The organism is Asticcacaulis taihuensis, from assembly GCF_900100255.1.
Lineage (GTDB): Bacteria > Pseudomonadota > Alphaproteobacteria > Caulobacterales > Caulobacteraceae > Asticcacaulis > Asticcacaulis taihuensis.
In genome coordinates, this window is record NZ_FMTS01000008.1 from 121,797 (window position 1) to 145,436 (window position 23,640).

The following is a 23,640-nucleotide window of genomic DNA, read 5'->3' on the forward strand; positions in this document are numbered from 1 at the left end:
CATGCGCGAAACCACATCCAAACTCGCCGCCGCCACCTTTCTCTTCATGTCCGGGGACCGGTATCCGAATGACCAGTATATAGAAACGGCCCTGTGCGAAAGATTGCCGGGTAAGCTGCTGACCTTCGCCAGCTTGATCGAGCGTTTTGCACCGGGAAATCAGCCCGTTGATCTGGCTGCGCGCCTCGATTTTCTACGCCATGTGCTTTCAGCCATTCCAACGCAGAACCTTTTCCTTGTCGGTCGCTCGTCCGGCGCCAGGGCCATGACCCGATTGGCCGCTGATTTTACAGACCCATCCCTCGTCGCCGGCATTGTTTGCCTGGGCTATCCGTTTCGTCATCCGGAAATGGACCACGAGCCGGACAGGGTCGATCATTTGACGCGGCTGCGCGTGCCGACTCTTATCCTGCAAGGCGATGCGGATAATTACGGAAACCGTTGCACGGCGCCCACCTATCCGCTTTCCGAAAGTACACGGCTTGAATTTGTGCCTGGCACGCATGTCCTGACATTGCCGCCTGAAGGCTGGGATGCGCTTGCGGATCGGATATGCCGGTTCGCCGCCAATCATATGACACCCGACCTGCCTGTTCAGCGCGCGGGTTAAGGCACCTTAGCTAAAGGTCGCCGTAATCATCTGACCGTTGCGCATGATGCTGATCTGCCAGCGGCGCGCGCCGGTCTTGGTGGCGGCGTCAAGATCGGCGGTGGTGTTGATGACCCTACCATTGACCGACTTGATGATATCGCCAGGACGCAGGCCAATGCCCGCCGCATAGCTGCGCGAGGAATCGATCGAATAGACCATCACGCCCCTGGGGGCATCGAAGGGATCAGCCCCCACCTCTTCAGCCACCGCCGGCGACAGATTGACCACCTTGGCCCCGGCAAAGGGGTTATTGCCGGCAATGACGCGTTCATCGCGCGACGGCGTGGCCGAAGGCGGCTGCGCCTTCACCTTGATCGCAAAGGGCTTGCCATTGCGCAGGCCCTGCACCTCGGTCATCTGGCCCACTGTCAAGAGGTCAATACGATAGCGCATGGAGGAGGCATCATTGACCGGCTGGCCATCGATGCTGAGGATGACATCGCCTGTTTTCAGGCCCGCCTGATCCGCCGGCCCGCCGGCATAGATATCCGACACCAGTACGCCTTCCGGACGATCCATACCCAGGCTCTTGGCGATATCACTGGTGACCGTATCGCCCTTGGCGCCGAGCCAGGGCCGTTGCAGGTGCGTGGCGCCACCGGCCGCACTTTCGACCACACGCCGCACCAGGGCCGAGGGAATGGCAAAGCCAACACCGGCCGAGGAACCCGAACCGGACACAATCATCGAATTGATGCCGATCAGGCGGCCATTCATGTCGACCAGGGCGCCGCCTGAATTACCGGGATTGATGGCGGCGTCGGTCTGGATATAGGAGCCGCCGCCGGGGCCGACCTCGGTGCGGTTGAGCGCCGAAATAATGCCGTTGGTCACGGTCTGGCCGATGCCGAACGGATTGCCGATGGCCAGGACCAGGTCGCCGACCTCCAGATTGCGGTCATCGTCCATTTCCAGCGTCGGGAAGCTTTCCTTAGAGTCTATTTGAAGAACGGCCAGGTCGGTGCGCTCATCGGCCAGCAGCAGCTTGGCGGGATATTCGCGGCGGTCATTCAGCACCACCATGAACTGCTGGCCGCCGGCGACGACGTGGTTATTGGTGACCACGATGCCATCCTTGCGCACGATCACGCCGGAGCCAAGCGACTGCTGCACCTGCTGACGCGGCACCGCGCCGAACATCTGCCAGAACGGATCAACCTGCTGGCGCACCACGCCGCGGGCATAGACATTGACCACGGCCGGCGCCACGGTGCGGACCACCGGCGCAAACGATGCCTTCATGCCGATGGCGCTGTCCGGCACCTTCGATGGCTGGGTCAGGGCCTCGTTGAAACTGCCGGAATACTTTTGCCCATCCTGGCTGTGGCCCGGCGAACAGGCCGCCAGCATGATTACAGTGGCGAGGGCAAACGGTTCGTGCAGTTTCATTTCAGGCTCCTTCAATGATCCGGATGACCTGAATGTAAAAATCATTGCGGCAGTATCAAGGCTGACAGCGCCAATTAGCCGTCAATCTGAGGTTCGCCGCCATAGGCTTTTTCCACCGCCAGGGACTGCCTGACGCCCGTGGCCAGCCACAGGCACAGCAGGGTGCAGACCGCCGCCACCAGGAAGGCCGCGCCGCTATAGACAACCGCGACGCCGGGCCGGGTTACCGCGGACAAGACATAGCCGAAGATCAGCGGCGCCACGATATTGCCCATGGTGGTCAGGCTCATGTTCGAGCCCTGCAGGGTACCCTGTTCCTTCGGATCGACCTTGCTGCTCATCAGCGACTGGATATTGGGCATGGCCAGCCCCCCGAAACAGCCGATGGCTATAAAGCCGACAAAAACCTGCCAGTTCGGCGCCAGTCCGTAGGCGGTATAGGCGATCAGCGAGGCCCCGATACCAATGTACATGGCCTTGCGTTCACCAATTCGCCTGGTGATCACGCCGGTCAGGCCGCCCTGCACAATAGCCGACAGAATGCCGACCACGGCCAGCATCAGCCCCACCTCGGTCGGTCCCCAGCCGAAACGATATCCGGCATAGAGCACCATGGTGGTCGGGAAGACGCTCTGGCCGAACATCAGCAGGAAGTACATCAGCGACAGGCGCATCACCTGTGCCGAACGCGCCAGGAATTTGATGGCGCCGATGGGATTGGCCGTATGGAAGCTGAACGGCTTGCGTTTGTCCTTTGGCAGCGATTCTGGCAGGACAAACAGGCCATAGAGGAAGTTGCACAGGCTTAAGGCCGCGGCAAAAAAGAAGGGGTAATGGTGGTCACCATTGAACTGGATTGCGTCCCCCAGAAAATTAAAATGCAGGCCACCGCCCAGCACGCCGCCAAGGCTTGGCCCGACAACAAAACCGACACCGAAAGCCGCGCCCATCAGGCCGTAGACGCCGGCACGCTTTTCCGGCGGCGTGACATCGCTCATATAGGCATAGGCGGTCGAGATGCTGGCCGAGGTCATGCCGGAGATGATGCGGCCGATCAGCAGCCACCACAGGCCCGGCGCCAGCGCCATGAACAGGAAATCGACCCCGGTGCCGAAGTTGGAGGCCAGTACGACCGGCCGCCGCCCGATGGCATCGGAAAGGCCGCCCTGCACTGGCGTGAAGAGGAACTGGGCCAGCCCCCAGGCGGCGCCGAAAATACCGGTCCACAGCCCCGCTTCCGAGACCGAACCGCCCAGGAAGCTCTTGATCAGGTTCGGCAGGACCGGGATGATCACCCCGATCGACAGCATATCGATAAAGACCGTCACCAGGATAAAGGCGGCGGCGGCTTTGCGGGGGGTAGCGGGCGTTTCCGGCATGTTCGGTCTTTCTGGTTGAGGCTTGTCATTACGCGAAATGACCGCGTTCCGCCAGTTACAAGACCTGTTGCCGGTTTCTGTCAGTAGAGCGCCGGTTTGAGCGGACCCAGTTTGCCGTCGTTTTGCTCGCCCTTGATACCCAGGAGCTTTGTTTCCAGCGAATAGACATCGACATTATCAAACGGCGCCAGTTTCACGCCCGGACGGATCGCCGGGCCATTGGCGATAAAAAGCGCCTGCATTTCCGGTGCCGACGGATCATAGCCATGACTGCCACCTTCCGGCTTCGGCATCCAGTTGTCCGTTGACGGGCCGATAATATAACCGCCGACATCCGCCAGGCAGGTGATTTCCGGCACTCGGCGATGATGACCGTATTGGAAGCGCGCCGGTATCTTCGCCTTGTGCCAGCACTGCATGTGGGCGGGCTTGTTCGTGATCAGCGCCTGATCGACCTCGGCCTCATGACCGGGTTTGGCATAGAGCCCCGCCACCTGCCCGCCGGTCACCAGATCATAGCTATCTTCCGGCAATATATCCGCCAGACGCACGAAGGTTTCCGGTCTGTGCTTGGCCATACCGTGATCGGCCACAATGATGATATTGGTCTTGCCATAGAGGCCGCGCGCCTTGAGGCCATTCACCAGTTGGCCAATCGAGGTATCGACCTCGCGCCGCGCCGCATCGACTTGCGGACTGCCTGGACCGAAATCATGGCCCTGGTGATCAACCTGCGAATAATAGAGCGTGATGGCGCCGGGGCGATCCGCCGCCGGCAGGTCAATCCAGTCCAGCACCTGCTTCACCCGCGCTTCGTCCGGCATGGCCTCGTCATAGGGCAGCCAGTAGGCCGGACGCACACCGTGATTGACGGCCTCAGAGCCCGGCCAGAACAGAGTGGCGACCTTCACGCCTTGCGCCTGCGCGGTCACCCATAAGGGCCTGGCGTCGTCCCACCAGAACTCATCGGCCACCGCCTCCTTATTAGACAGCTTGAAGGTGACACCGGGCTTTTGCGGATCGCGCATGGTGTTGTTGACGACGCCATGATGATCGGGCCGCAGACCAGTCACCAGTGTGTAGTGATTGGGAAAAGTCAGGCTGGGGAAAGACGGCCGCATGGCCGCCGAAGCGCCGCCATCGGCCAGGGCCTGAAGGTTGGGCGTGATGCCCTCCTTGAGGTAGTCGGCGCGGAAGCCGTCGATGGAAATCAGGATCAGCCTCGGCCCTTGCGGCGCCGCTTCGGCCACAGGCGGCGCGGCGGGCACATGGCTGCACGCTGCGACAGACAGACAGGCCAGCGCGGCCAGGACGGACAGACCTCTTTTAAGCATCACACACTCCAGGATAAGCCGGGTCTATCTAAGGGGCGCATATGACACAAAAAAGAAGCCCCCGGTGAAAACCGAGGGCGTCTTCAAATATAAGCCTGTTATATCAGTCGCTGGTGCGAATGCGGTCCAGCATGGGGGCACAAAAAACAGCGTCAGCCTCGTCCGTACTTTCAGACGGGCTGAGGTTCATATCGCCAGACAGGTCAAGCGTCTCTTCGGCGGGGTCGGCGATGTCAAGATCGTCAATCATGGTAACCCTCCTTGCAATGCGATGGAATGCAGACGCGGCGCACAGGGCCTTGTCTACGAGCTGCACGCTAGCGGAGAATTACGCAGATGCGAAATAACGGTTTACGCCGTTTGATCACACTTTCGTTAACCATTGTCACCAAAACATTAAAAAAGCCGTCAGGACGAACCTGACGGCTTTTTAAGCGCTCAAGCGCTGCGGGGCTCCGCGAAACATCGCGGGCGGGCGCTTGCCCCTTGCCGGCCCTAACGTGCCGTAAGGGGTTACATTTCTATTCTTCGTCGCCGGCGACTTCGAAGACCGGACCCGAATCCAGGCCCTTGGCGGCTTCATCGCGGTCAACGAACTCGATGATGGCCATGGCGGCGTTGTCGCCGTGGCGGAAGCCGGCCTTCATGATGCGGATATAGCCGCCGTTGCGATCCTTGTAGCGCGGGCCGATCGTTTCGAACAGCTTGCCGACCTGGGCGACGTCACGGACGCGCGAGATGGCGATGCGGCGGTCATGCAGGGTGCCCGACTTGGCGAGCGTGACCAGCTTTTCGACGAAGGGACGCAGTTCCTTGGCCTTCGGCAGGGTGGTGACGATCTGCTCGTGCTTGATGAGCGAGGCGGCCATGTTGGCGAACATGGCGATACGGTGCGAGGTAGTGCGACCGAGTTTGCGATAGCCGGAGCCGTGACGCATGAGATATTCTCCATAAGACCGCGTGGCGCTTCTGGCTCAGCGCGGCCCCAAAAACGAGCCTGAAAACAAAGGTCGCGAGGCCGACGGCCCCTGCCCGTTTCAGACGTCCATCCGGAAAGGATGGAAATTACCGCGACAAGGTTCTGGTCTTTCGCGGCAAGTCGGAACCGAAAAAACAGTTCCTATAAATAGGAAACCCGGATGATCGCTCATCCGGGCTCACCCATAATATCAAAAGTCTTAGATCTGGTCTTCGAATTTCTTGGCCAGGTCTTCGACGTTTTCCGGCGGCCAGTTCGGGATATCCATGCCGAGCGAGAGGTTCATGGAAGCCAGGACTTCCTTGATCTCGTTCAGCGACTTGCGGCCGAAGTTCGGCGTGCGCAGCATTTCGGATTCCGTCTTCAGGATCAGGTCGCCGATATAGACGATGTTGTCGTTCTTCAGGCAGTTCGCCGAACGGACGCTGAGTTCCAGTTCGTCGACCTTCTTGAGCAGGGCCGGGTTGAACGGCAGTTCAGGCTTGCCTTCTTCAACGACCGGCGCCTTCGGCTCTTCAAAGGTGATGAAGATCTGAAGCTGGTCTTGCAGGATGCGCGCCGCGAAAGCGACAGCGTCAACCGGCGTGACAGCGGCATTGGTTTCGACTTCGAGGATCAGCTTGTCGTAATCGAGCGACTGGCCCTGACGGGTCGGCTCGACCTTGTAAGCCACCTTCTTGACCGGCGAATAGAGGGCGTCGACGGCGATCAGGCCGATCGGCGCGTCTTCCGGACGCAGGCGGTCGGCCGGGACGTAACCCTTGCCGTTCTGGATGGTGAATTCCATGCGCACGGAAGCGCCCTCGTCCAGCGTGCAGATGACGTGGTCGGGGTTGAGGACTTCGATATCAGCCGGGACATCGATCTGGCCGGCCGTCACCGGACCAGCGCCCGAGGCGCGCAGAACCATGCGCTTCGGACCTTCGGCGTGCATACGCAACGCCAGTTGCTTGATGTTCAGGATGATGTCGACGACGTCTTCGCGGACGCCTTCGATGGAGGAGAATTCGTGCACCACGCCGTCGATCTGGACGGAGGTGACAGCCGCGCCTTGCAGCGAGGAGAGGAGTACGCGACGCAGCGCGTTACCGAGGGTCACGCCGAAACCGCGCTCCAGAGGCTCCGCGACAAGACGCATCTTGCGCGAAGGGTCGGAACCCGCTTCGACTTGTGGCTTCTCGGGACGAATAAGCTGTTGCCAGTTTCTTTCGATCATTTACGTCCCTCAAGACAGGAAAGGTCGCCCTGCCGGATCAGGCAGAGCGACTGAAAAAATAGGGAAAATAAAATTAAACGCGACGACGCTTCGGCGGACGGCAGCCGTTGTGCGGGATCGGCGTCACATCACGGATGGTGGTGATGGTGAAGCCGACGGCCTGCAGGGCGCGCAGAGCCGATTCACGACCGGAGCCCGGACCGGCGACGCTGACTTCCAGCGTCTTGACGCCGTGCTCGATGGCCTTCTTGCCAGCGTCTTCGGCAGCCACCTGGGCGGCGTAAGGGGTGCTCTTACGCGAACCCTTGAAGCCCATGGCGCCGGCCGACGACCACGACACAGCATTGCCCTGCGCGTCGGTGATCGTGATCATGGTGTTGTTGAACGAGGCGTTGACGTGAGCCACACCCGAGGTGATGTTCTTGCGTTCGCGCTTTTTAACGCGTGAAGGTTCTTTAGCCATGGGTCAGCTATCCTTACTTCTTCTTGCCGGCGATGGGCTTCGCCGGGCCTTTGCGCGTGCGCGCATTGGTGTGCGTACGCTGACCGCGCACAGGAAGGCCCTTACGGTGACGCAGGCCGCGGTAGCAGGCCAGGTCCATCAGGCGCTTGATGTTCATCGAGACTTCACGGCGCAGGTCGCCTTCGACCGTGTAATCGCGGTCGATGGTTTCGCGGATCTGCAGCACTTCGGCATCCGAAAGCTGGTTGACGCGGCGGCTATCTTCGATGCCGACCTTCTTGACGATTTCCTCGGCGTTATGCGCGCCGATGCCATGGATATATTGGAGCGCGATGACGACGCGCTTATTGGTCGGTATATTGACGCCTGCGATACGGGCCACTTGAGGTATCTCCTGCAACGCGCCCCCATGCTATCGGGACGCATTTCTTGAAACGAAAGATGACACGTATGCCACACGGCTAAGATTTGACCTTCAGCCGTGGTCCATACGCGTGATTTCGCGGAAGTTGCCCTTATAGAAGGGTTTTAGCTTCCGTCAATGGTTTAGTTTTAAAAAAGCAAGCCAAAATTTATTTAGTAATGCTTTTTTAAGTTTACTGAGATGATCCGCACCGAAAGGTGCTTCTCATCGGTCGTATACGGACAAATTGTCCCTGCCCGGCTTCGCTTTCACGACTTCAGGCGAATGGTTTAAGCCAGCGCGCTGTCGATATGGGCCGCGACCTCATCTACCGCGCCCATGCCGTCAACCTCAAAAAGCTTGCCCTGCGCCGCGTAGTAGGGCAGCAGCGGCGCGGTCTGGGCGTTATAGGCGGCTAGGCGTACCTTGTAGGCTTCAGGGTTATCGTCCGAGCGACTTTCTTCGGCAAAGCGCTTTTCAATGCGCGTCACCAGGGCCGCCTCATCCACCTTCAGGCGGACCACCTTGTCGATCTTCGCGCCACGCTCACCGAGCATGGCATCAAGCGCTTCAGCCTGCGCCACCGTGCGCGGGAAGCCGTCAAAAATGGCGCCACCAGCGGCTTCCGCGGCCGGCAGGTTTTCCTTGATCAGGTCGATGACGAGCTCATCCGAGACCAGGCCACCCGTCGCCAGGATATCCTTGACCTTCAGCCCCAGTTCGCTTTCGGCCTTTATGGCTGCCCGCAGCATGTCACCCGTCGAGAGCTGTACCATGCCCCGTGTCGTAACCAGACGCTTTGCCTGTGTACCCTTGCCCGCCGCTGGGGGTCCAAACAGGATGATATTCATCGGCCGATCCTTCCACGGGTGCCGGTCGCAGCGCCCTTGCTGCCGGTCTTCATTTTGGACTTCTTGATCAGGCCGTCATACTGGTGGGCCAGCAGATGCGACTGTATCTGCGCAACCGTATCCATGGTCACAGTCACGACGATCAGGATCGAGGTGCCGCCAAAATAGAAGCTGTTGCCCATCTGGGCGATCAGCAGTTCCGGCAGCAGGCAGACGATGGTGATATAGGCCGCACCGAGCACCGTGATGCGCGTCAGGACGAAATCGAGATATTCCGCGGTGCGCTTGCCCGGACGGATGCCTGGCAGGAAGCCACCATATTTGCGCAGGTTTTCCGCCGTCTCGTCCGGATTGAAGACCAGCGAGGTATAAAGGAAGGTGAAGAAGATGATCATGATCGCGTAGAGGATCATGAAGACCGGGTGGCCGTGCGTCAGTTGAGTGCTGATCGAGGGCAGCCATTGCAGCCAGCTCGGGATCTTGTCCGGGTTCTGACCGACAAAGGTCAGGATCGAGGTCGGCATCAGCAGCAGAGACGACGCAAAGATCGGCGGAATGACGCCGGCCGTATTGACCTTAAGCGGCATGAAGGACGACTCACCGCCCATGATGCGGTTGCCTACCTGACGCTTGGGATACTGCACCAGCAGGCGGCGCTGCGAGCGTTCCATGAAGACGATGAAAACGATGGTAGCGACGAGAACGGCCATGATGAGGATCAGCATGGCGGGATTGATGTCGCCGGTCGAGCCCATGGATAGCAGGCGCCCGACGGTCGACGGCAGCACCGCCACGATACCCGCGAAAATGATCATCGACGAGCCGTTGCCGATACCGCGCGAGGTGATCTGCTCACCCAGCCACATCAGGAATAGCGTACCGCCGGTCAGGGTGGCCATCGAGGAAATGATGAAGAAAATACCCGGTTGCAAAACCAGGCCAGAAGACTGCATGGCCGCCGAGATGCCGAACGATTGGATCAGGGCCAGAACCACCGTCAGGTAACGGGTATACTGGTTGAGCTGCTTGCGGCCGGCCTCCCCGCCTTCCTTGCGCAGCTTTTCCCACGGCGCATAGACGGAGCCCATCAACTGGATAATGATCGAGGCGGAAATATAGGGCATCAGGTTCAGCGCGAACACAGCCATGCGCTGCACGGCGCCGCCGGCGAACATGTTCATCATGCCGAAAATGCCGTTCGACTGGCCGGAGAAGGCCCTGGTGAATTCGGCCATGTTGATGCCCGGCAGCGGCACATAGGTGCCGAGACGGTAAACGATCAGGGCGCCAAGCGTAAAAAGCAGACGCTTGTGAAGATCGGTCGCCTTGGAAAAGGCGCCGAAATTCATATTGGCGGCAAGTTGTTCAGCAGCAGAAGCCATTAGGTCCTCAAATTCGCGCGGGCGCCAGCGCCCCTGTGATCATCCCCAAAGGGCAGACTGGGTTTATACGCGATTCGCAGACCACGCCCTCACCCAATCCAACCCATATGGGGTACGCATATTGAAACGTCAAATGCGCATGATACCGGCTTGCGGCTTAGCCCCTGCGGGCGGCCTTGGCAGCGGCGATCTTTTCCAGGCGGGCGGCCAGCTTGGCTTCGTTTTCGATACGCGCCTGGGCGACGGAACCGCCGGCGGCTTCGACAGCCTTGATGGCGCCGGCCGAAGCGGACCAGACCTTCAGGTTAAGCTTGGCCTTCAATTCGCCTTCGCCGAGGAGACGCACGCCATCGAGTTCACGACGGATGACGCCGGCGGCGATCAGGGCGGCGGCATCGACATCAGCCTTGGCGTCCAGCTTGCCGGCGTCGATTGCGTCCTGCAGGCGCCACAGGTTGACTTCGGCCAGCTTGAGGGCGAACGGATTGTTGAAACCGCGCTTCGGCATACGCATGTACAGCGGCATCTGGCCGCCTTCGAAGCCCAGCAGCGAGACGCCCGAACGCGACTTCTGGCCCTTGACGCCGCGACCGGCGGTCTTGCCCTTGCCCGAACCGGGGCCGCGGCCGACGCGCATACGGCCCTTGGTCGAGCCGGGATTGTCGTGGAGTTCGTTCAACTTGGTCATCTGATTTGCCTTTCGATGATATTGCGCTGGTCTTGCGACCAACTCGGCTATGTAAAAAACATGAAGCGCGCCTGTTACAGCACGCTTCTAAAATAAGCAAGCCCGCGAACCGGAATTCGCGGGCCTGGTGTCTTATTCGACGATGGTCACCATGTGGTGGACCTTGGCGATCATGCCGCGAACCGAAGGGGTGTCTTCCAGAGTGGAAACACGGCCCATCTTGTTCAGGCCCAGACCGGCGAGCGTAGCGCGCTGGTCCTTTGTGCGGCGGATCGGAGACCCGGTTTGCTTGACCGTGACGGTCTTAGCTTCGGTCTTGGTCGGTGCCTTGGCCATGGATTAACCCTCCAGAGATTCAGGCGACGAAGCGCCATCGGCACGCGACTTCAGAAGATCGCCGACCTTCTTGCCGCGCTTCGAGGCGATCTGACGGGGCGAAGACTGCACCTTCAGCGCTTCAAACGTGGCGCGCACCATGTTGTAGGGATTCGAGGAACCCAGGCTCTTGGCGACGACGTCCGAGATACCCAGGGTTTCGAGAACCGCACGCATCGGACCACCCGCGATGACGCCAGTGCCCGGAGGGGCCGCGCGCATCTGGATCTTGCCGGCGCCCCAACGGCCGTAACCGTCGTGGTGCAGGGTGCGGGATTCGCGCAGGGGCACGCGGATCAGGGACTTCTTGGCTTCTTCGGTCGCCTTGCGGATGGCTTCCGGCACTTCGCGTGCCTTGCCATGGCCGTAGCCGACGCGACCCTTTTGGTCGCCAACGACCATCAGGGCAGCAAACGAGAAGCGGCGACCACCCTTGACGGTGGCGGCGACGCGGTTGATAGCAACCAGCTTTTCAACGAATTCCGAAGGTTCTTCGTTGCGGTCGCGGGAGCGGTTTTCGCTAGGACGGGCCATGAACGATTCCCTTAGAAGTTGAGACCGGCTTCACGCGCGGCTTCCGCCAGCGCCTTCACCCGACCGTGATAGATGTAGCCACCGCGATCGAACACGACGTCCTTGACGCCTTTTTCGATTGCGCGTTGAGCGACCAGCTTGCCGACTTCCGAAGCGGCGGCAGCATTCGAGCCCTGCTTCTTGTCGCCTTCCAGCGAAGACGCAGCCACGATGGTGACGCCGCTCTGGTCATCAATGACCTGGGCGTAGATGTTCTTGTCCGAACGGAAGACCGACAAACGCGGGCGACCGTTGGAGAGCGACTTCAGGCGCGTACGATTGCGTTGCGCGCGACGAGCCAATTGTTCACGAGGAGACAGAGCCATGACTTACTTCTTCTTGCCTTCCTTGCGGCGAACCTTTTCGCCGGCATATTTGACGCCCTTGCCCTTATAAGGCTCAGGGGGACGAATCTTGCGGATCTTGGCAGCCAGTTCACCGACCAGTTGCTTGTCGATGCCCTGAATCTTCACTTCCGTCTGCTTGGGCACCGCAAAGGTGATGCCGGCGGGCGGATCGATGACGACCGGGTGCGAGAAGCCGAGCGAGAGCTCCAGCTTCTGGCCTTGCATGGCGGCGCGGTAACCGACGCCGACCATTTCAAGCGTTTGCTCGAAGCCTTCGGTCACGCCCTTCACCATGTTGGCGATCAGGGTGCGCGACAGGCCCCACATCGCCTTGTGACGAGCGGTTTCACCGCGCGGGGCGACGGAAAGGCTGGCGCCTTCCTGTTTGACTTCGATTTCTTCTACGACAGTCCAGCTCTGGACGCCCTTGGGGCCCTTCACCGAAATGTCTTGCCCGTTCAGCGTGATGGTCACGCCGGCCGGGACTGTGATGGCTTTTTTACCAATCCGGGACATTTTAAAACCTTCTAATGCCTTAAGTGTCCTCGGCCGTGTCTAAATTAATAGACGCGGCAGAGAACTTCACCACCCACGTTGTTTTCGCGGGCGTTGTTGTCAGACATGACGCCCTTCGGCGTCGACAGGATCGAGATACCCAGGCCGTTCTTTACCGGCTTCAGGTCCTTGATCGACGAATAGACACGACGACCGGGCTTGGACACGCGGGAAATTTCCGCGATGACCGGCGCGCCGTCGAAATACTTCAGTTCGATTTCGAACTGCGGGAATTCACCCGGAACTTCCAGGACTTCGTAGCCGCGGATGTAGCCTTCGTCCTTCAGGACATCGAGTACGTGGGCGCGCAGCTTGGAGGCCGGGGTGAGCACCTTGGAACGCTTGCGCATGGCGGCGTTCTTGATGCGGGCGATCATATCGCTCAGAGGATCATTAACGAACATATTCTTGGTCCTCCCTTACCAGCTAGCCTTGGTCATGCCCGGAATCTGGCCTTCATTGGCCAGTTTACGGAGCGCGATCCGGCTCATGTGGAGCTTGCGATAGTAGGCACGCGGACGGCCGGTGACTTCGCAGCGGTTGCGAATGCGGGTCGCGTTCGAGTTACGGGGCAGCTTGGCCAGGGCAAGACGCGCGGCGAAGCGCTCTTCCAGGGGCAGGCTTTCATCGTTAGCGGTCGCCTTGAGGGCTTCGCGCTTGGCGGCGTATTGAGCCACCAGCTTCTTGACCATCTCGTTGCGGTTTACAGCGCTTTTCTTTGCCATGTTATCTCTCTACCCGCCTCAGGACGTGAACGGGAATTGGAAGTGCTTCAGAAGCGCCTTGGCTTCCTTGTCGGTCGGCGCCGTGGTGCAGACAACGATATCCATGCCCCACATCTGATCGATCTGGTCATAGTTGATCTCCGGGAACACGATGTGTTCCTTGAGGCCCATGGCATAGTTACCACGGCCGTCGAAGCTGTTGCCGTTCAGACCACGGAAGTCCTTCACGCGCGGCAGGGCGATAGTGATCAGGCGATCGAGGAATTCGTACATACGATCCTTGCGCAGGGTCACCTTGGCGCCGACCACCATGCCTTCACGCAGCTTGAAGCCGGCGATGGACTTGCGGGCGCGCGTCTCGGCGGCCTTCTGGCCGGTGATCGCTTCCAGATCCTTGATGGCGCTCTTCACCTTCTTGGAGTCGGCGGTCGCTTCACCGATACCCATGTTCACGACGATCTTGTCGAGCTTGGGAACCTGCATTTCGTTGGTATAGCCGAACTCGGCCTTCAGGGCGTCCCGGATGGTATCCAGGTAAACCTGCTTGACGCGGGGGATGTACTTATCAGCCATTGATGACTTCTCCCGTCGTCTTGGCAACGCGGACCTTCTTGTCGCCCTCAACCTTGAAACCGACGCGGGTCGGCTTGCCGTTCGAGTCAACGTGGGACACGTTGGAAACGTGGATCGACGCTTCCTTGTTGATGATGCCGCCTTGCGGGTTGCCCTGCGACGGACGGGTGTGGCGCTGGACCATGTTCAGGCCCGAGACGACGACGCGCTCGGCCTGGCCATCCTTGGTCACGACCTTGGCGACGGTGCCCTTGCGGCCCTTGTCCTTGCCGGTCAGGACGACAACGCTGTCGCCCTTCTTGATCTTGGCAGCCATAGTTAAATAACCTCCGGAGCCAGCGAGATGATCTTCATGTGGTTCTTGGCGCGCAGTTCACGCGGCACAGGCCCGAAGATACGCGTGCCGATCGGCTCGCTCGACTTGTTGACGATGACGGCGGCGTTGGTGTCAAAACGGATCACCGAACCGTCCTTGCGCTGGATGTCCTTCGAGGTGCGAACGACGATGGCGCGCAGAACGTCGCCCTTCTTGACGCGACCGCGCGGAATGGCTTCCTTGACCGACACGACGATCAGGTCACCCACCGAGGCGTAGCGGCGCTTCGAGCCGCCCAGCACCTTGATGCACATGACCCGACGTGCGCCGGAATTATCGGCCACTTCCAGGTTAGTTTGCATCTGAATCATGGTTCAAACTTTCCTAGTTAGTTGGCTTCGCGCGGGAGAACTTCCCACGTTTTCAGCTTCGACTTGGGCGCACATTCGATAATACGAATCTTTTCGCCGGCCTTGAAATCATTAGCTTCGTCATGAGCATGATAACGCTTGGACACACGCACCGTCTTTTTCAGGACGGGGTGCAGAACCGTACGTTCCACTTTCACAACCACGGTCTTGTCGCCCTTGTCGGAGACAACCAGACCTTCAAGAATGCGCTTGGGCATGGTCTTCTTTCCTTTAGGCGACTTTGCCGCCGGCCTTCTGGGCCGTCAGCAGGGTCTTGATGCGGGCGATGTCCTTGCGGATTTCGCTGACGCGGTGAGTCTTTTCGAACTGGCCCGTGGCCTTCTGGAAGCGCAGGTTGAACTGCTCCTTCTTCAGGTCCAGGAGCTGCTCCTGAAGTTGGTCGGCGGTCTTGGTCCGCAGATCGGCAATCTTGGTCATAGGTCCTACTCCGCGGCCATGGCCACGCCGGCGTCGATACGGGTAACGACGCGGGTGGATACCGGCAGCTTGGCAGCGCCGAGACGGAGCGCTTCACGCGCGATGTCGTCCGGCACGCCGTCGATTTCAAACAGGATGCGACCCGGAGCCACGCGAGCGGCCCAATGGTCGACGGCGCCCTTGCCCTTACCCATACGGACTTCGGCAGGCTTGCCGGTGACGGGCAGGTCGGGGAAGATACGGATCCACACGCGGCCCTGACGCTTCATTTGACGCGTGATGGCCCGGCGGGCGGCTTCGATCTGGCGGGCGGTCAGACGCTCCGGCTCGACGGTCTTCAGACCATACGAACCAAAGTTCAGGGTATAACCACCCTTGGCGTTACCGTGGATACGGCCCTTGAAGGCCTTACGGTACTTTGTACGCTTGGGAAGCATCATGGGAGTTACGCCTCCTTGTTGTTGCGATCACGGCGCGGGCCGCGGTTGGTACGTTCGCCACGCTCGGGACGCTCGCTCGACGACGGGCCGGAAGCCTCGTTCGCCCAACGCTTGTCCTGGGCCATCGGATCATGCTCAAGAACTTCGCCCTTGAAGATCCACACCTTGATACCAATGATACCGTAGGTGGTCAGAGCTTCGGCGAAGCCCATGTCGATGTCGGCACGCAGGGTGTGCAAAGGCACGCGGCCTTCACGATACCATTCCATACGGGCGATTTCCGCACCGCCGAGACGACCCGACAGGTTCATGCGGATGCCCTTGGCGCCGAGACGCATGGCGGACTGGATCGAACGCTTCATGGCGCGGCGGAAGGCCACGCGGCGTTCGAGCTGCTGGGCGATAGACTCAGCAACCAGTTGCGCATCGACTTCCGGCTTGCGGACTTCGACCAGGTTCAGGAAGACTTCGCCTTCGGTCAGGACGGAAACGTCCTTGCGCAGCTTGTCGATGTCCTGGCCCTTCTTGCCGATCACGACGCCCGGACGGGCGGCGTAGATGGTGATGCGGCACTTCTTGTGCGGGCGCTCGATGATGATGCGCGACACACCGGCGGCATTCAGCTTTTCCTTCAGAACCTTACGGATCTTCAGGTCCTGATGAAGGAGCTTGGCGTATTCCTGGCGCGCGGCAAACCAGCGCGAGTCCCAGGTGCGGTTGACGCCGAGGCGCAAGCCGATCGGATTAGCTTTCTGACCCATTATGCAGCCTCTTGAGATTCGGCGCCGAGTTCACGGACCACGATGGTCAGTTCCGAGAATGGCTTCATGATGCGCGACGAACGGCCACGGGCACGCGAAGCGAAGCGCTTCATGACAATGCCCTTGCCGACGTAGGATTCGGCAACGATCAGGTTGTCGATGTCGAGGTTGTGGTTGTTTTCGGCGTTCGAAATCGCCGAATAGAGCGCCTTGCGGACGTCCTTGGCGATACGCTTGCGCGAAAATTCCAGCTCGTTGAGCGCGCGCTGCACCTTGAGGCCGCGGATCGAGGCGGCGACCAGGTTCAGCTTTTGCGGGCTGATCCGGACCGACACCAGCTTCACGCGGGCTTCATTGGCGTTAACGCGACGAGGATTCTTTGTCTGGGACATAACTTACCTCTTCTTCGCCTTCTTGTCGGCGGCGTGGCCGGGGAAGTTGCGCGTGGGCGAGAACTCGCCGAACTTCATGCCGACCATGTCTTCCGACACGAGCACGGGAACGTGCTTCTGACCGTTATAAACGCCGAACGTGATACCCACGAATTGCGGCATGATGGTCGAACGACGCGACCAGGTCTTGATGACCTCTTTGCGACCGCTGCTCACCGCAGCTTCCGCCTTCTTGAGAAGGTGGCCGTCGACGAAGGGGCCTTTCCATACGGAGCGTGCCATAATTAGCGAGCCTTCTTAACGTGACGCGAACGGATGATGTACTTGTCCGTCGCCTTGTTGGTACGAGTCTTGCGGCCCTTGGTGGGAACGCCCCACGGGGTCACAGGGTTACGGCCACCGGAGGTCTTGCCTTCACCACCACCGTGCGGGTGGTCGACCGGGTTCATGGCCACGCCGCGAACGTGCGGACGGAAGCCCATGTGACGGGTGCGGCCGGCCTTGCCGAGGCTTTGGTTCATGTGGTCCTGGTTCGACACCGCACCAACCGTGGCCATGCAGCTATCGAGCACCATGCGCAGTTCGCCCGAGCCCAGACGGATCTGAGCGTAGCCGGCATCACGGCCGACGAGCTGAGCATAGGCACCGGCGGAGCGAGCCAGCTGGCCGCCCTTCAGGGGCTTCAGTTCCACGTTGTGGATGATCGTGCCGATCGGCAGGCTGCGCAGCGGGGCGGCATTGCCCGGCTTCACGTCGACCTTTTCGGACGCGATGACCGTATCACCGGCCTTCAGACGCTGCGGGGCCAGGATATAGGCCTTTTCGCCGTCGGCATAGGTGATCAGCGCGATGAACGCGGTACGGTTCGGATCGTATTCCAGGTGATCGACCGTCGCCGGTACGTCGAACTTGCGACGCTTGAAATCGACGATGCGATACAGGCGCTTGGCGCCGCCGCCACGGAAACGGACAGCGACGCGACCTTGCGCACCGCGGCCGCCCGACTTGGTCAGACCTTCGGTCAGAGCCTTTTGCGGCTTGCCCTTATAGAGCTCAGACTTGTCGACGAGAACCAGGCTACGACGGCCGGGCGAAGTCGGATTAAATTGCTTCAAAGCCATTTTCTGTGCCCTTCCCTTACAGACCGGTTGTGATGTCGATCGTCTGGCCTTCGGCCAGGGTCACGATGGCTTTTTTGACGTCGTTGCGACGACCCTTGATGCCCTTGAAACGCTTGGTCTTGCCCTTGGTGACAATGGTGTTCACCTTGGTGACCTTGACGTTATAGATGGCTTCAACGGCGGAAGCGACTTCGTCCTTCGAAGCGTCGAGCGCGATCTTGAAAACGACCTTGTTCTGCTCGGAAAGCAGGGTGGCTTTTTCGGTGATGTGCGGCGACAGAAGAACGTCGAAATTACGAATGGTAGCAGCCATAACTCTTAGGCCTCCCCAGCGAAGCGGGCTTCGATGGCTTCAACCGCCGACTTCGTCAGAACCAGCGTATGGCGGCGCAGAATGTCATAGACATTGAGGCCAGCCGTCGGCAGGACGTCGATATTGGGGATGTTGCGCGAAGCGAGAGCGAAGTTTGCGTCAACCTCGGTGCCGGTGATGAACAGAGCGTTCTTCAGGCCCAGCTTCTCGAAGGAAGCCAGAAGAGATTGCGTCTTCGGGGTTTCGACCACGGCCTGATCGAGAACGATCAGCGAGCCGGACTTGATCTTGGACGACAGGGCATGACGCAGGCCAAGGGCACGGACCTTCTTGGGCAGATCGAACGCATGGGAGCGAACGACCGGACCGAAGGCGCGCGAACCGCCGACGAATTGCGGGGCACGGCGCGAACCGTGACGAGCGCCGCCGGAGCCCTTTTGCTTGTACATCTTCTTACCCGTGCGAGAATTCTCGTTGCGGGTCTGCACCTTGTGCGTACCGGCGCGGCGCTTGGCCAACTGCCAGTTAACGACGCGCGACAGGATGTCCGAACGGATTTCCTCGATCCCGAACACGAGATCGGAGACATCCACCGAGCCAGCCTTGGAGGCGTCAAGCTTGATAACGTCGAGTTTCATGATTATTCAGCCCCTTCTTCAGCCGGAGCTTCCGGAGCAGCCTCAACAGCGGCAGCAGCCGCCTTCTTGATGCCAGCCGGGAACGGCAGGCCGGCCGGAGCCGCCTTCTTAACAGCGTCGCGGATCTTGACGTAGGAGCCTTCCGCACCCGGGACGGCGCCACGGATGAAAACCAGGCCACGTTCGGCGTCGATACGCGCGATTTCGAGGTTCAGCGTGGTGACGGTTTCAACACCCAGATGACCGGCCATCTTCTTGCCGGGGAAGGTGCGGCCCGGGTCCTGACGGTTACCCGTCGAACCGTGGGCACGGTGGGAGACCGAAACACCGTGAGTGGCGCGCATACCGCCAAAGTTCCAGCGCTTCATGGCGCCGGCAAAACCCTTACCGATAGTCGTGCCCTGGATGTCGACCTTCTGGCCGGCAGCGAAGTGATCGGCCGAAAGCTCGGCGCCAACCTCGACGAGGGCATCTTCCGACACGCGGAATTCGGTCAGATAAGCCTTGGGCTCAACCTGAGCCTTGGCGAAACGGACACGCTCCGGATTGGAAACATTCTTGGCCTTGCGCGTACCGGCGCCAAGCTGAAGGGCGACATAGCCGTCCTTGTCCTTGGTGCGCTGGGCAACGACCTGACAGCCGTCGAGCGACAGCACGGTCACGGGCACATGAACACCGGCTTCATCGAAGTAGCGGGTCATGCCGAGTTTCTTGGCGATAAGGCCTGTTCTTTGAGTCTGGCTCATTGTCCGCGCCCTTAGATTTTGATTTCGACGTCGACACCAGCCGACAGGTCGAGCTTCATGAGCGCGTCCACAGTCTGCGGGGTCGGATCGACGATATCGAGGACACGCTTGTGCGTGCGGATTTCGAACTGCTCGCGCGACTTCTTGTCGACGTGCGGCGAACGGTTGACGGTGAAACGCTCGATCAGCGTGGGCAAGGGGATCGGTCCCCGGACGGTAGCACCCGTGCGCTTGGCCGTATTGACGATCTCGCGTGTGGAATGATCCAGGACGCGGTGATCGAAGGCCTTCAGGCGGATGCGGATATTTTGACGATCCATATCGCTCGTATTCCCAAAGAGGTGCGTTTAACGCGTCCAGTGAACCATTTCAAAGACCAACTCGCCCCCACAAACGTGAGCACGAACGCATTATCCGCAAAAACAAAGCCCTCGCGGTTTTACCCGCGCGGGCCGTTGATCAAACCGGTCAATTCCCTTTAGAAAGGGCCGCCAACCGGGTTGGTTTATGCTTGCAGACCGCGTTTGGCATCCTTCAGACGCCACAGCCGATCTAACAGAGTGGCGCTTATGCCGAAACGACTCGGCTTCGTCAAGCGGCAATTAGTGCAAAGCGAAGAAAAATAAGCGACGAGGATTATTTTCACGCTCACGCGCAATTATCCTGCGCCGATCATCAGATCGGCGACCTTATATTGGCACGGGGGGCGACGAATTAACCCTTTGCCGGCTTCAGTCGCATGACAGCGCGCTGGCCCATCGCCATGAGTGCCCGGCTCCACCCCCCGAGACTGACCTCGGTGGAGCGGATGACATTGACACGGCGACGCAAGGAAAGACGCGCCTGCTCCAGTTTCGGGCGCGCTGGCAGCAGGGCCACGGCGGCGTCCACCATACGGCTGCCCAGCGCCGGCGCATATTGCAGACTGCCTTCCTGGCATTCGCCCCCCGAAACCGTCATCGGCGACTTGTAGTCCTCGCCGCCCGTGCCGAAATCGAAACTGGTATAGCCAAGCGGTGACAGATACCGGATGATCGCCATGGTCAGGACAATGCCGACCGTATAGCGGTAATAGGCCGGATCATAGGCCGGGAACCACAGATGGACACTGGTGCGGTCCACCAGGCTGATCTCAGCCGCCACCAGCTTGCCCCCATGACGGAAGACACCGGCACGCAGGCCGTAATCTTCATCCGGCAGGCTGGCCAGACTGGCCAGCAGGTCGCGCGTCCAGCCACAATCGAAGATATCGTGCAGGCCGGTCTTTTTGTACTGGTCACGCTTTAGGCCGATGATCCAGTCCATGACCTCCGAAGTCACGCGTTCCCAGGTGAAAGTAAAGCCACCGAAATCCTTGACGATGTTGCGCTCACATCGACCGACATTCTTGAAGAACTTGTGATGCTCATGGTCCTGCTGTTCATACCAGGCATCGAAGCCATCCGGCGTCAGGGCGGCGCGGCGGTTCAGCACGGCTGTATGAGCGGCCGGCTCCATCGGCCCTACCCAGCCCTGGAAGTCGATGCGCTTCGCACCGGTCGCTCTGAGCAACAGATTAAGGTCCGGCGTGAAACCCGGTGCAGCGATCAGGGTATGATAGTCGCTGAGCGGTGCGCCGAGCGGCTGTAAAACGCCGGCGCGGACCTGGTACGCAAAATAGCCTCCGATCCGCCCCTCGGTATAAAGCCTGGCAACCCGCGCACCCGGCACAACGGCACCGATCGCCTGAACATAACGGACATCAAAATAGGGCCCCACCAGTTCCGGGCGCAGATCGCGCCAGGTCGTCCAAAGGCTCACATCCCGTTCGGTCAAGTCTTTCACATGAAGGATTTCGATGCGGTTCAGGGCACTGACATGACGCAGGGGTTTCGGGGACATGAGGCCTCACAGACATGACTTTGAGCCGGGAAGCTACCACGACAGGGTTTATACCGCCCTAAACGGCACGGTTAGCGCGGCGTTAATCCTCTGTTTTCGGCCCGATGAAAGGCTGAGAAATATGCCTGAAGACCTCCATCCGTTCGCATTGTGCGCTATGGAAAGCCAGAGCCGGCCATTGGCTGAAATCGATCACCGGATGCGCCTCACGGGCGTGGCGCAGGCTGCACGCCAGGGCGATATCGGCGTGAGTCATATCACCGCCCAGCAGCCATTGGCTTTTTGCGCTCGCACGGATCTTCTCCAGCACATTCAGAACCGCGCTGATCTGCGTATTGCAGCGCTCCAGCCAGACCGGCGACTTTTCCTTGTGCAAAACCTGTTCGTAAAACAGCGCAATGGCCTTGTCGGAAAAGCCGGTCGTCAAGGCGATATAGTAAAGCGCCTTCTGTCGTTCCGGCCCCGATGCGGCCATCAGCGGAACGATGTCGTCGGCGGCCCGCGCCTGCTCGTCCAGCCAGTCAAGCGCATAGGCGCTTTCAAGAATGATCTCGCCATTCCCGAGCACCAGGGTCGGTACGCGTCGCAGCGGATTGAACGGTTCGATCTTGTCGCCATCACCGAAGGTCGACCACGGGCGATGCTCGAACGTATGGCCATAGAGCGTAAGGGCAATACCGACGCGCCGCACATAGGGGGAATCATACTGGCCAATCAGGATCATCGCACTGCCCCCTGATGTTGCGGCGACATATTGCTGACGCCCACCCCGCCATACATATTGGCACAGGCCGTACACAGAAGCGCGCCGATCAGAATGATGACTATCCGCATGTTGTTAAAGCCTGCAACCTCTCATCTACATGATGAGCGCCTGATGAGGTGCTGTCAAACAAAAGGCATGAAACATATCAACACTTGTGATACAATGACTACATGTAGTCAAACTGGACATCATCATGAGCACGTCAATTCGCCTCGATTCTGCCACTGAGGAACGCCTTAATCAACTGGCCGCGCAGACCGGCCGCACCAAGGCCTTTTACCTGCGTGAACTGGTGGCACGCGGTCTTGAGGATATGGAAGATTACTATCTGGCATCTTCCACCCGTGAACGGGTACGCAAAGGCGAGGAAACCGTTCATTCGACAGCGGATGTGAGACGCGATCTTGGCCTGGACGATTAAGTACACCGATACGGCCCGCAAGCAGCTCAAGAAGATAGACCGACAGATTGCGCGCCGCATTCTCCATTTCATGGATGAACGCGTGGCCGTTGCCGACGATCCGCGGCAAACCGGCAAGGCGCTTACAGGTCCACTTGGCAATTTCTGGCGTTACCGTGTTGGCGATTACCGCGTCATTTGCGATATTCAGGATAATGAGATGTGCGTGCTGGTGGTTGAAATTGGCAATCGTAAAGACATTTACAGGTAAGTTGAACGCAAAGGGCCACAGGCCCTTTGATCCCGGAACAGTTCAGGGAAAACCTGGATAATAAAAAATCCCCCGGCCAAAAGCCGGAGGATTTTTTATTATATCAAGTCTCGCTTGAATGTATCGGGGTCGAGGGGCCAAGAAACGTAACTTGGGCCCCCTCGCCTTCAATACTTACTCGACGATCTTGGAGACGACGCCGGCGCCAACGGTACGGCCGCCTTCACGGATAGCGAAGCGCAGCTTCTCTTCCATGGCGATCGGGGTGATCAACTCGACGTCCAGCTCGGCGTTGTCGCCCGGCATGATCATTTCCACGCCTTCCTTCAGCTTCACGATGCCGGTCACGTCGGTCGTACGGAAGTAGAACTGCGGACGGTAGTTGGTGAAGAACGGGGTGTGACGGCCGCCTTCTTCCTTGGTCAGGATATAGGCTTCGGCCACGAACTTGGTGTGCGGGGTGATCGAACCCGGCTTGCACAGAACCTGGCCGCGTTCAACGTCTTCACGCTTGGTGCCGCGCAGCAGAACGCCGACGTTGTCACCGGCCTGACCTTGATCCAGCAGCTTGCGGAACATTTCAACGCCCGTGCAGGTCGTCTTCTGGACCGGACGGATGCCGACGATTTCGACTTCTTCACCGACCTTCACGATACCGCGCTCGACGCGGCCGGTCACAACCGTACCACGGCCCGAGATCGAGAACACGTCTTCGACCGGCATCAGGAAGGGCTGGTCGATCGGGCGTTCCGGCTGCGGGATGTATTCGTCGACCGTCTTCATCAGGGCCAGGATCGACTGTTCGCCGATTTCCGGGTTGACGCCGTCGGTCGCGGCCTTGGCCGAACCCTTGGTGATGGGGA

General features: G+C 59.8%; 37 protein-coding genes. 3 read left to right on the forward strand and 34 right to left on the reverse strand.

Annotated elements, in window-relative coordinates:
• Position 1: 1 nt before the first annotated feature.
• On the forward strand, positions 2-610 hold the full coding sequence (locus BLO49_RS16520; RefSeq protein ID WP_090650539.1) for an alpha/beta family hydrolase: 609 nt from the start codon (positions 2-4) through the stop codon (positions 608-610).
• 6 nt (positions 611-616) lie between these two features.
• Here the strand turns inward: BLO49_RS16520 and BLO49_RS16525 are convergent, their stop codons facing one another.
• The 33 genes from BLO49_RS16525 to BLO49_RS16680 all read right to left on the reverse strand — a co-directional run bounded on the left by BLO49_RS16525 (position 617) and on the right by BLO49_RS16680 (position 22,064).
• Positions 617-2,041: a Do family serine endopeptidase gene (locus BLO49_RS16525; RefSeq protein ID WP_090650541.1), complete on the reverse strand. Its 1,425-nt coding sequence runs from the start codon at positions 2,039-2,041 to the stop codon at positions 617-619.
• A gap of 74 nt (positions 2,042-2,115) precedes the next feature.
• Entirely contained in the window at positions 2,116-3,420 is a 1,305-nt protein-coding gene (locus BLO49_RS16530) for a TCR/Tet family MFS transporter (protein WP_090650542.1), read from the reverse strand.
• 80 nt (positions 3,421-3,500) lie between these two features.
• The gene (locus BLO49_RS16535) at positions 3,501-4,754 is read right to left on the reverse strand and encodes an alkaline phosphatase family protein (RefSeq protein ID WP_090650544.1); all 1,254 of its coding nucleotides are present in this window, start codon (positions 4,752-4,754) and stop codon (positions 3,501-3,503) included.
• A gap of 103 nt (positions 4,755-4,857) precedes the next feature.
• Complete coding sequence (locus BLO49_RS18460) at positions 4,858-5,004, reverse strand: hypothetical protein (RefSeq protein ID WP_170828376.1); 147 nt, start codon at positions 5,002-5,004, stop codon at positions 4,858-4,860.
• 271 nt (positions 5,005-5,275) lie between these two features.
• Positions 5,276-5,692 (reverse strand): 50S ribosomal protein L17, encoded by a 417-nt coding sequence (gene rplQ / locus BLO49_RS16540; protein WP_090650546.1) that lies wholly within the window; start codon positions 5,690-5,692, stop codon positions 5,276-5,278.
• Between the two features lie 240 nt (positions 5,693-5,932).
• Positions 5,933-6,949 carry a DNA-directed RNA polymerase subunit alpha gene (locus tag BLO49_RS16545; RefSeq protein WP_090650547.1) on the reverse strand — a complete coding sequence of 339 codons (1,017 nt, stop codon included), beginning with the start codon at positions 6,947-6,949 and terminating at the stop codon, positions 5,933-5,935.
• Between the two features lie 73 nt (positions 6,950-7,022).
• Positions 7,023-7,412, reverse strand: coding sequence for a 30S ribosomal protein S11 (gene rpsK, locus BLO49_RS16550; RefSeq protein ID WP_023459532.1), 390 nt, complete (start codon positions 7,410-7,412; stop codon positions 7,023-7,025).
• A gap of 13 nt (positions 7,413-7,425) precedes the next feature.
• Positions 7,426-7,794 carry a 30S ribosomal protein S13 gene (gene rpsM, locus BLO49_RS16555; RefSeq protein WP_090650549.1) on the reverse strand — a complete coding sequence of 123 codons (369 nt, stop codon included), beginning with the start codon at positions 7,792-7,794 and terminating at the stop codon, positions 7,426-7,428.
• Between the two features lie 311 nt (positions 7,795-8,105).
• Entirely contained in the window at positions 8,106-8,666 is a 561-nt protein-coding gene (locus BLO49_RS16560) for an adenylate kinase (RefSeq protein ID WP_090650550.1), read from the reverse strand.
• Positions 8,663-10,048 carry a preprotein translocase subunit SecY gene (gene secY / locus BLO49_RS16565; RefSeq protein WP_090650552.1) on the reverse strand — a complete coding sequence of 462 codons (1,386 nt, stop codon included), beginning with the start codon at positions 10,046-10,048 and terminating at the stop codon, positions 8,663-8,665. The genes BLO49_RS16560 and secY overlap by 4 nt, the downstream gene beginning before the upstream one ends.
• A 157-nt stretch (positions 10,049-10,205) precedes the next feature.
• A complete protein-coding gene (gene rplO / locus BLO49_RS16570; RefSeq protein ID WP_090650553.1) occupies positions 10,206-10,736 on the reverse strand; it encodes a 50S ribosomal protein L15 in 531 nt (176 codons plus the stop codon).
• A gap of 132 nt (positions 10,737-10,868) precedes the next feature.
• Positions 10,869-11,072 (reverse strand): 50S ribosomal protein L30, encoded by a 204-nt coding sequence (gene rpmD / locus BLO49_RS16575; protein WP_090650555.1) that lies wholly within the window; start codon positions 11,070-11,072, stop codon positions 10,869-10,871.
• Between the two features lie 3 nt (positions 11,073-11,075).
• The gene (rpsE, locus tag BLO49_RS16580) at positions 11,076-11,645 is read right to left on the reverse strand and encodes a 30S ribosomal protein S5 (RefSeq protein WP_090650556.1); all 570 of its coding nucleotides are present in this window, start codon (positions 11,643-11,645) and stop codon (positions 11,076-11,078) included.
• Positions 11,646-11,656: 11 nt separating this feature from the next.
• On the reverse strand, positions 11,657-12,010 hold the full coding sequence (gene rplR, locus BLO49_RS16585) for a 50S ribosomal protein L18 (protein WP_090650558.1): 354 nt from the start codon (positions 12,008-12,010) through the stop codon (positions 11,657-11,659).
• Between the two features lie 3 nt (positions 12,011-12,013).
• On the reverse strand, positions 12,014-12,547 hold the full coding sequence (gene rplF, locus BLO49_RS16590) for a 50S ribosomal protein L6 (protein WP_090650559.1): 534 nt from the start codon (positions 12,545-12,547) through the stop codon (positions 12,014-12,016).
• Between the two features lie 44 nt (positions 12,548-12,591).
• Positions 12,592-12,990 carry a 30S ribosomal protein S8 gene (gene rpsH / locus BLO49_RS16595; protein WP_090650561.1) on the reverse strand — a complete coding sequence of 133 codons (399 nt, stop codon included), beginning with the start codon at positions 12,988-12,990 and terminating at the stop codon, positions 12,592-12,594.
• A 15-nt stretch (positions 12,991-13,005) separates the two neighbouring features.
• Complete coding sequence (gene rpsN / locus BLO49_RS16600; protein WP_090650563.1) at positions 13,006-13,311, reverse strand: 30S ribosomal protein S14; 306 nt, start codon at positions 13,309-13,311, stop codon at positions 13,006-13,008.
• Positions 13,312-13,329: 18 nt separating this feature from the next.
• Positions 13,330-13,884 carry a 50S ribosomal protein L5 gene (rplE, locus tag BLO49_RS16605; RefSeq protein ID WP_090650564.1) on the reverse strand — a complete coding sequence of 185 codons (555 nt, stop codon included), beginning with the start codon at positions 13,882-13,884 and terminating at the stop codon, positions 13,330-13,332.
• Positions 13,877-14,200, reverse strand: a complete 324-nt coding sequence (gene rplX, locus BLO49_RS16610) for a 50S ribosomal protein L24 (RefSeq protein ID WP_090650566.1) — start codon at positions 14,198-14,200, stop codon at positions 13,877-13,879. The genes rplE and rplX overlap by 8 nt, the downstream gene beginning before the upstream one ends.
• A gap of 2 nt (positions 14,201-14,202) precedes the next feature.
• Entirely contained in the window at positions 14,203-14,571 is a 369-nt protein-coding gene (rplN, locus tag BLO49_RS16615) for a 50S ribosomal protein L14 (protein WP_006273901.1), read from the reverse strand.
• 17 nt (positions 14,572-14,588) lie between these two features.
• The gene (gene rpsQ / locus BLO49_RS16620; protein WP_090650568.1) at positions 14,589-14,828 is read right to left on the reverse strand and encodes a 30S ribosomal protein S17; all 240 of its coding nucleotides are present in this window, start codon (positions 14,826-14,828) and stop codon (positions 14,589-14,591) included.
• Positions 14,829-14,841: 13 nt separating this feature from the next.
• Entirely contained in the window at positions 14,842-15,048 is a 207-nt protein-coding gene (gene rpmC, locus BLO49_RS16625) for a 50S ribosomal protein L29 (RefSeq protein ID WP_023459518.1), read from the reverse strand.
• A 5-nt stretch (positions 15,049-15,053) separates the two neighbouring features.
• On the reverse strand, positions 15,054-15,488 hold the full coding sequence (gene rplP, locus BLO49_RS16630; protein WP_018083969.1) for a 50S ribosomal protein L16: 435 nt from the start codon (positions 15,486-15,488) through the stop codon (positions 15,054-15,056).
• 5 nt (positions 15,489-15,493) lie between these two features.
• The gene (rpsC, locus tag BLO49_RS16635; RefSeq protein WP_090650570.1) at positions 15,494-16,249 is read right to left on the reverse strand and encodes a 30S ribosomal protein S3; all 756 of its coding nucleotides are present in this window, start codon (positions 16,247-16,249) and stop codon (positions 15,494-15,496) included.
• Positions 16,249-16,641, reverse strand: a complete 393-nt coding sequence (gene rplV / locus BLO49_RS16640) for a 50S ribosomal protein L22 (RefSeq protein WP_090650571.1) — start codon at positions 16,639-16,641, stop codon at positions 16,249-16,251. Before rplV ends, rpsC begins: the two co-directional genes overlap by 1 nt.
• A gap of 3 nt (positions 16,642-16,644) precedes the next feature.
• Positions 16,645-16,923: a 30S ribosomal protein S19 gene (rpsS, locus tag BLO49_RS16645; protein ID WP_090650572.1), complete on the reverse strand. Its 279-nt coding sequence runs from the start codon at positions 16,921-16,923 to the stop codon at positions 16,645-16,647.
• Between the two features lie 2 nt (positions 16,924-16,925).
• A complete protein-coding gene (rplB, locus tag BLO49_RS16650; RefSeq protein ID WP_090650574.1) occupies positions 16,926-17,762 on the reverse strand; it encodes a 50S ribosomal protein L2 in 837 nt (278 codons plus the stop codon).
• A gap of 16 nt (positions 17,763-17,778) precedes the next feature.
• The gene (locus tag BLO49_RS16655) at positions 17,779-18,075 is read right to left on the reverse strand and encodes a 50S ribosomal protein L23 (RefSeq protein WP_090650576.1); all 297 of its coding nucleotides are present in this window, start codon (positions 18,073-18,075) and stop codon (positions 17,779-17,781) included.
• Between the two features lie 5 nt (positions 18,076-18,080).
• Positions 18,081-18,713, reverse strand: coding sequence for a 50S ribosomal protein L4 (rplD, locus tag BLO49_RS16660; RefSeq protein WP_090650577.1), 633 nt, complete (start codon positions 18,711-18,713; stop codon positions 18,081-18,083).
• A 2-nt stretch (positions 18,714-18,715) separates the two neighbouring features.
• Positions 18,716-19,459 (reverse strand): 50S ribosomal protein L3, encoded by a 744-nt coding sequence (rplC, locus tag BLO49_RS16665; RefSeq protein WP_090650578.1) that lies wholly within the window; start codon positions 19,457-19,459, stop codon positions 18,716-18,718.
• Positions 19,460-19,470: 11 nt separating this feature from the next.
• Entirely contained in the window at positions 19,471-19,779 is a 309-nt protein-coding gene (gene rpsJ / locus BLO49_RS16670) for a 30S ribosomal protein S10 (protein ID WP_006273890.1), read from the reverse strand.
• 394 nt (positions 19,780-20,173) lie between these two features.
• Entirely contained in the window at positions 20,174-21,340 is a 1,167-nt protein-coding gene (locus tag BLO49_RS16675) for a GNAT family N-acetyltransferase (RefSeq protein WP_090650580.1), read from the reverse strand.
• 82 nt (positions 21,341-21,422) lie between these two features.
• Entirely contained in the window at positions 21,423-22,064 is a 642-nt protein-coding gene (locus BLO49_RS16680; protein ID WP_090650582.1) for a glutathione S-transferase family protein, read from the reverse strand.
• Between the two features lie 235 nt (positions 22,065-22,299).
• On the opposite strand from BLO49_RS16680, the gene relB reads away from it, so the two are divergent.
• The gene (gene relB, locus BLO49_RS16685) at positions 22,300-22,527 is read left to right on the forward strand and encodes a type II toxin-antitoxin system RelB family antitoxin (protein ID WP_090650583.1); all 228 of its coding nucleotides are present in this window, start codon (positions 22,300-22,302) and stop codon (positions 22,525-22,527) included.
• Complete coding sequence (locus BLO49_RS16690; RefSeq protein ID WP_090650585.1) at positions 22,511-22,777, forward strand: type II toxin-antitoxin system RelE family toxin; 267 nt, start codon at positions 22,511-22,513, stop codon at positions 22,775-22,777. Before relB ends, BLO49_RS16690 begins: the two co-directional genes overlap by 17 nt.
• A 174-nt stretch (positions 22,778-22,951) precedes the next feature.
• Here BLO49_RS16690 and BLO49_RS16695 read toward each other — a convergent pair.
• Positions 22,952-23,640: EF-Tu C-terminal domain-related protein (locus tag BLO49_RS16695; protein WP_245679073.1), on the reverse strand; the 689-nt coding region annotated here is incomplete at its 5' end.

Coding starts and splice junctions, on each gene's coding strand:
- rpsJ (WP_006273890.1), bottom strand. CDS start 19,779: ATGGATCGTCAAAATATCCGCATCCGCCTGAAGGCCTTCGATCACCGC.
- rplB (WP_090650574.1), bottom strand. CDS start 17,762: ATGGCTTTGAAGCAATTTAATCCGACTTCGCCCGGCCGTCGTAGCCTG.
- rplE (WP_090650564.1), bottom strand. CDS start 13,884: ATGGCTGATAAGTACATCCCCCGCGTCAAGCAGGTTTACCTGGATACC.
- rplO (WP_090650553.1), bottom strand. CDS start 10,736: ATGACCAAGTTGAACGAACTCCACGACAATCCCGGCTCGACCAAGGGC.
- BLO49_RS16520 (WP_090650539.1), top strand. CDS start 2: ATGCGCGAAACCACATCCAAACTCGCCGCCGCCACCTTTCTCTTCATG.
- rpsE (WP_090650556.1), bottom strand. CDS start 11,645: ATGGCCCGTCCTAGCGAAAACCGCTCCCGCGACCGCAACGAAGAACCT.
- BLO49_RS16655 (WP_090650576.1), bottom strand. CDS start 18,075: ATGGCTGCTACCATTCGTAATTTCGACGTTCTTCTGTCGCCGCACATC.
- BLO49_RS18460 (WP_170828376.1), bottom strand. CDS start 5,004: ATGATTGACGATCTTGACATCGCCGACCCCGCCGAAGAGACGCTTGAC.
- rplV (WP_090650571.1), bottom strand. CDS start 16,641: ATGTCCCAGACAAAGAATCCTCGTCGCGTTAACGCCAATGAAGCCCGC.
- rplR (WP_090650558.1), bottom strand. CDS start 12,010: ATGGCTCTGTCTCCTCGTGAACAATTGGCTCGTCGCGCGCAACGCAAT.
- BLO49_RS16675 (WP_090650580.1), bottom strand. CDS start 21,340: ATGTCCCCGAAACCCCTGCGTCATGTCAGTGCCCTGAACCGCATCGAA.
- rpsC (WP_090650570.1), bottom strand. CDS start 16,249: ATGGGTCAGAAAGCTAATCCGATCGGCTTGCGCCTCGGCGTCAACCGC.
- BLO49_RS16560 (WP_090650550.1), bottom strand. CDS start 8,666: ATGAATATCATCCTGTTTGGACCCCCAGCGGCGGGCAAGGGTACACAG.
- rplC (WP_090650578.1), bottom strand. CDS start 19,459: ATGAGCCAGACTCAAAGAACAGGCCTTATCGCCAAGAAACTCGGCATG.
- rpsK (WP_023459532.1), bottom strand. CDS start 7,412: ATGGCTAAAGAACCTTCACGCGTTAAAAAGCGCGAACGCAAGAACATC.
- rpsH (WP_090650561.1), bottom strand. CDS start 12,990: ATGTTCGTTAATGATCCTCTGAGCGATATGATCGCCCGCATCAAGAAC.
- rplP (WP_018083969.1), bottom strand. CDS start 15,488: ATGATGCTTCCCAAGCGTACAAAGTACCGTAAGGCCTTCAAGGGCCGT.
- relB (WP_090650583.1), top strand. CDS start 22,300: ATGAGCACGTCAATTCGCCTCGATTCTGCCACTGAGGAACGCCTTAAT.
- BLO49_RS16535 (WP_090650544.1), bottom strand. CDS start 4,754: ATGCTTAAAAGAGGTCTGTCCGTCCTGGCCGCGCTGGCCTGTCTGTCT.
- rplX (WP_090650566.1), bottom strand. CDS start 14,200: ATGGCTGCCAAGATCAAGAAGGGCGACAGCGTTGTCGTCCTGACCGGC.
- rplN (WP_006273901.1), bottom strand. CDS start 14,571: ATGATTCAGATGCAAACTAACCTGGAAGTGGCCGATAATTCCGGCGCA.
- BLO49_RS16530 (WP_090650542.1), bottom strand. CDS start 3,420: ATGCCGGAAACGCCCGCTACCCCCCGCAAAGCCGCCGCCGCCTTTATC.
- rplQ (WP_090650546.1), bottom strand. CDS start 5,692: ATGCGTCACGGCTCCGGCTATCGCAAACTCGGTCGCACTACCTCGCAC.
- rpmD (WP_090650555.1), bottom strand. CDS start 11,072: ATGGCCAAGGCACCGACCAAGACCGAAGCTAAGACCGTCACGGTCAAG.
- rpsN (WP_090650563.1), bottom strand. CDS start 13,311: ATGGCAAAGAAAAGCGCTGTAAACCGCAACGAGATGGTCAAGAAGCTG.
- rplF (WP_090650559.1), bottom strand. CDS start 12,547: ATGTCCCGGATTGGTAAAAAAGCCATCACAGTCCCGGCCGGCGTGACC.
- BLO49_RS16680 (WP_090650582.1), bottom strand. CDS start 22,064: ATGATCCTGATTGGCCAGTATGATTCCCCCTATGTGCGGCGCGTCGGT.
- secY (WP_090650552.1), bottom strand. CDS start 10,048: ATGGCTTCTGCTGCTGAACAACTTGCCGCCAATATGAATTTCGGCGCC.
- rpsQ (WP_090650568.1), bottom strand. CDS start 14,828: ATGCCCAAGCGCATTCTTGAAGGTCTGGTTGTCTCCGACAAGGGCGAC.
- rplD (WP_090650577.1), bottom strand. CDS start 18,713: ATGAAACTCGACGTTATCAAGCTTGACGCCTCCAAGGCTGGCTCGGTG.
- BLO49_RS16525 (WP_090650541.1), bottom strand. CDS start 2,041: ATGAAACTGCACGAACCGTTTGCCCTCGCCACTGTAATCATGCTGGCG.
- rpmC (WP_023459518.1), bottom strand. CDS start 15,048: ATGACCAAGATTGCCGATCTGCGGACCAAGACCGCCGACCAACTTCAG.
- BLO49_RS16545 (WP_090650547.1), bottom strand. CDS start 6,949: ATGATCGAAAGAAACTGGCAACAGCTTATTCGTCCCGAGAAGCCACAA.
- rpsS (WP_090650572.1), bottom strand. CDS start 16,923: ATGGCACGCTCCGTATGGAAAGGCCCCTTCGTCGACGGCCACCTTCTC.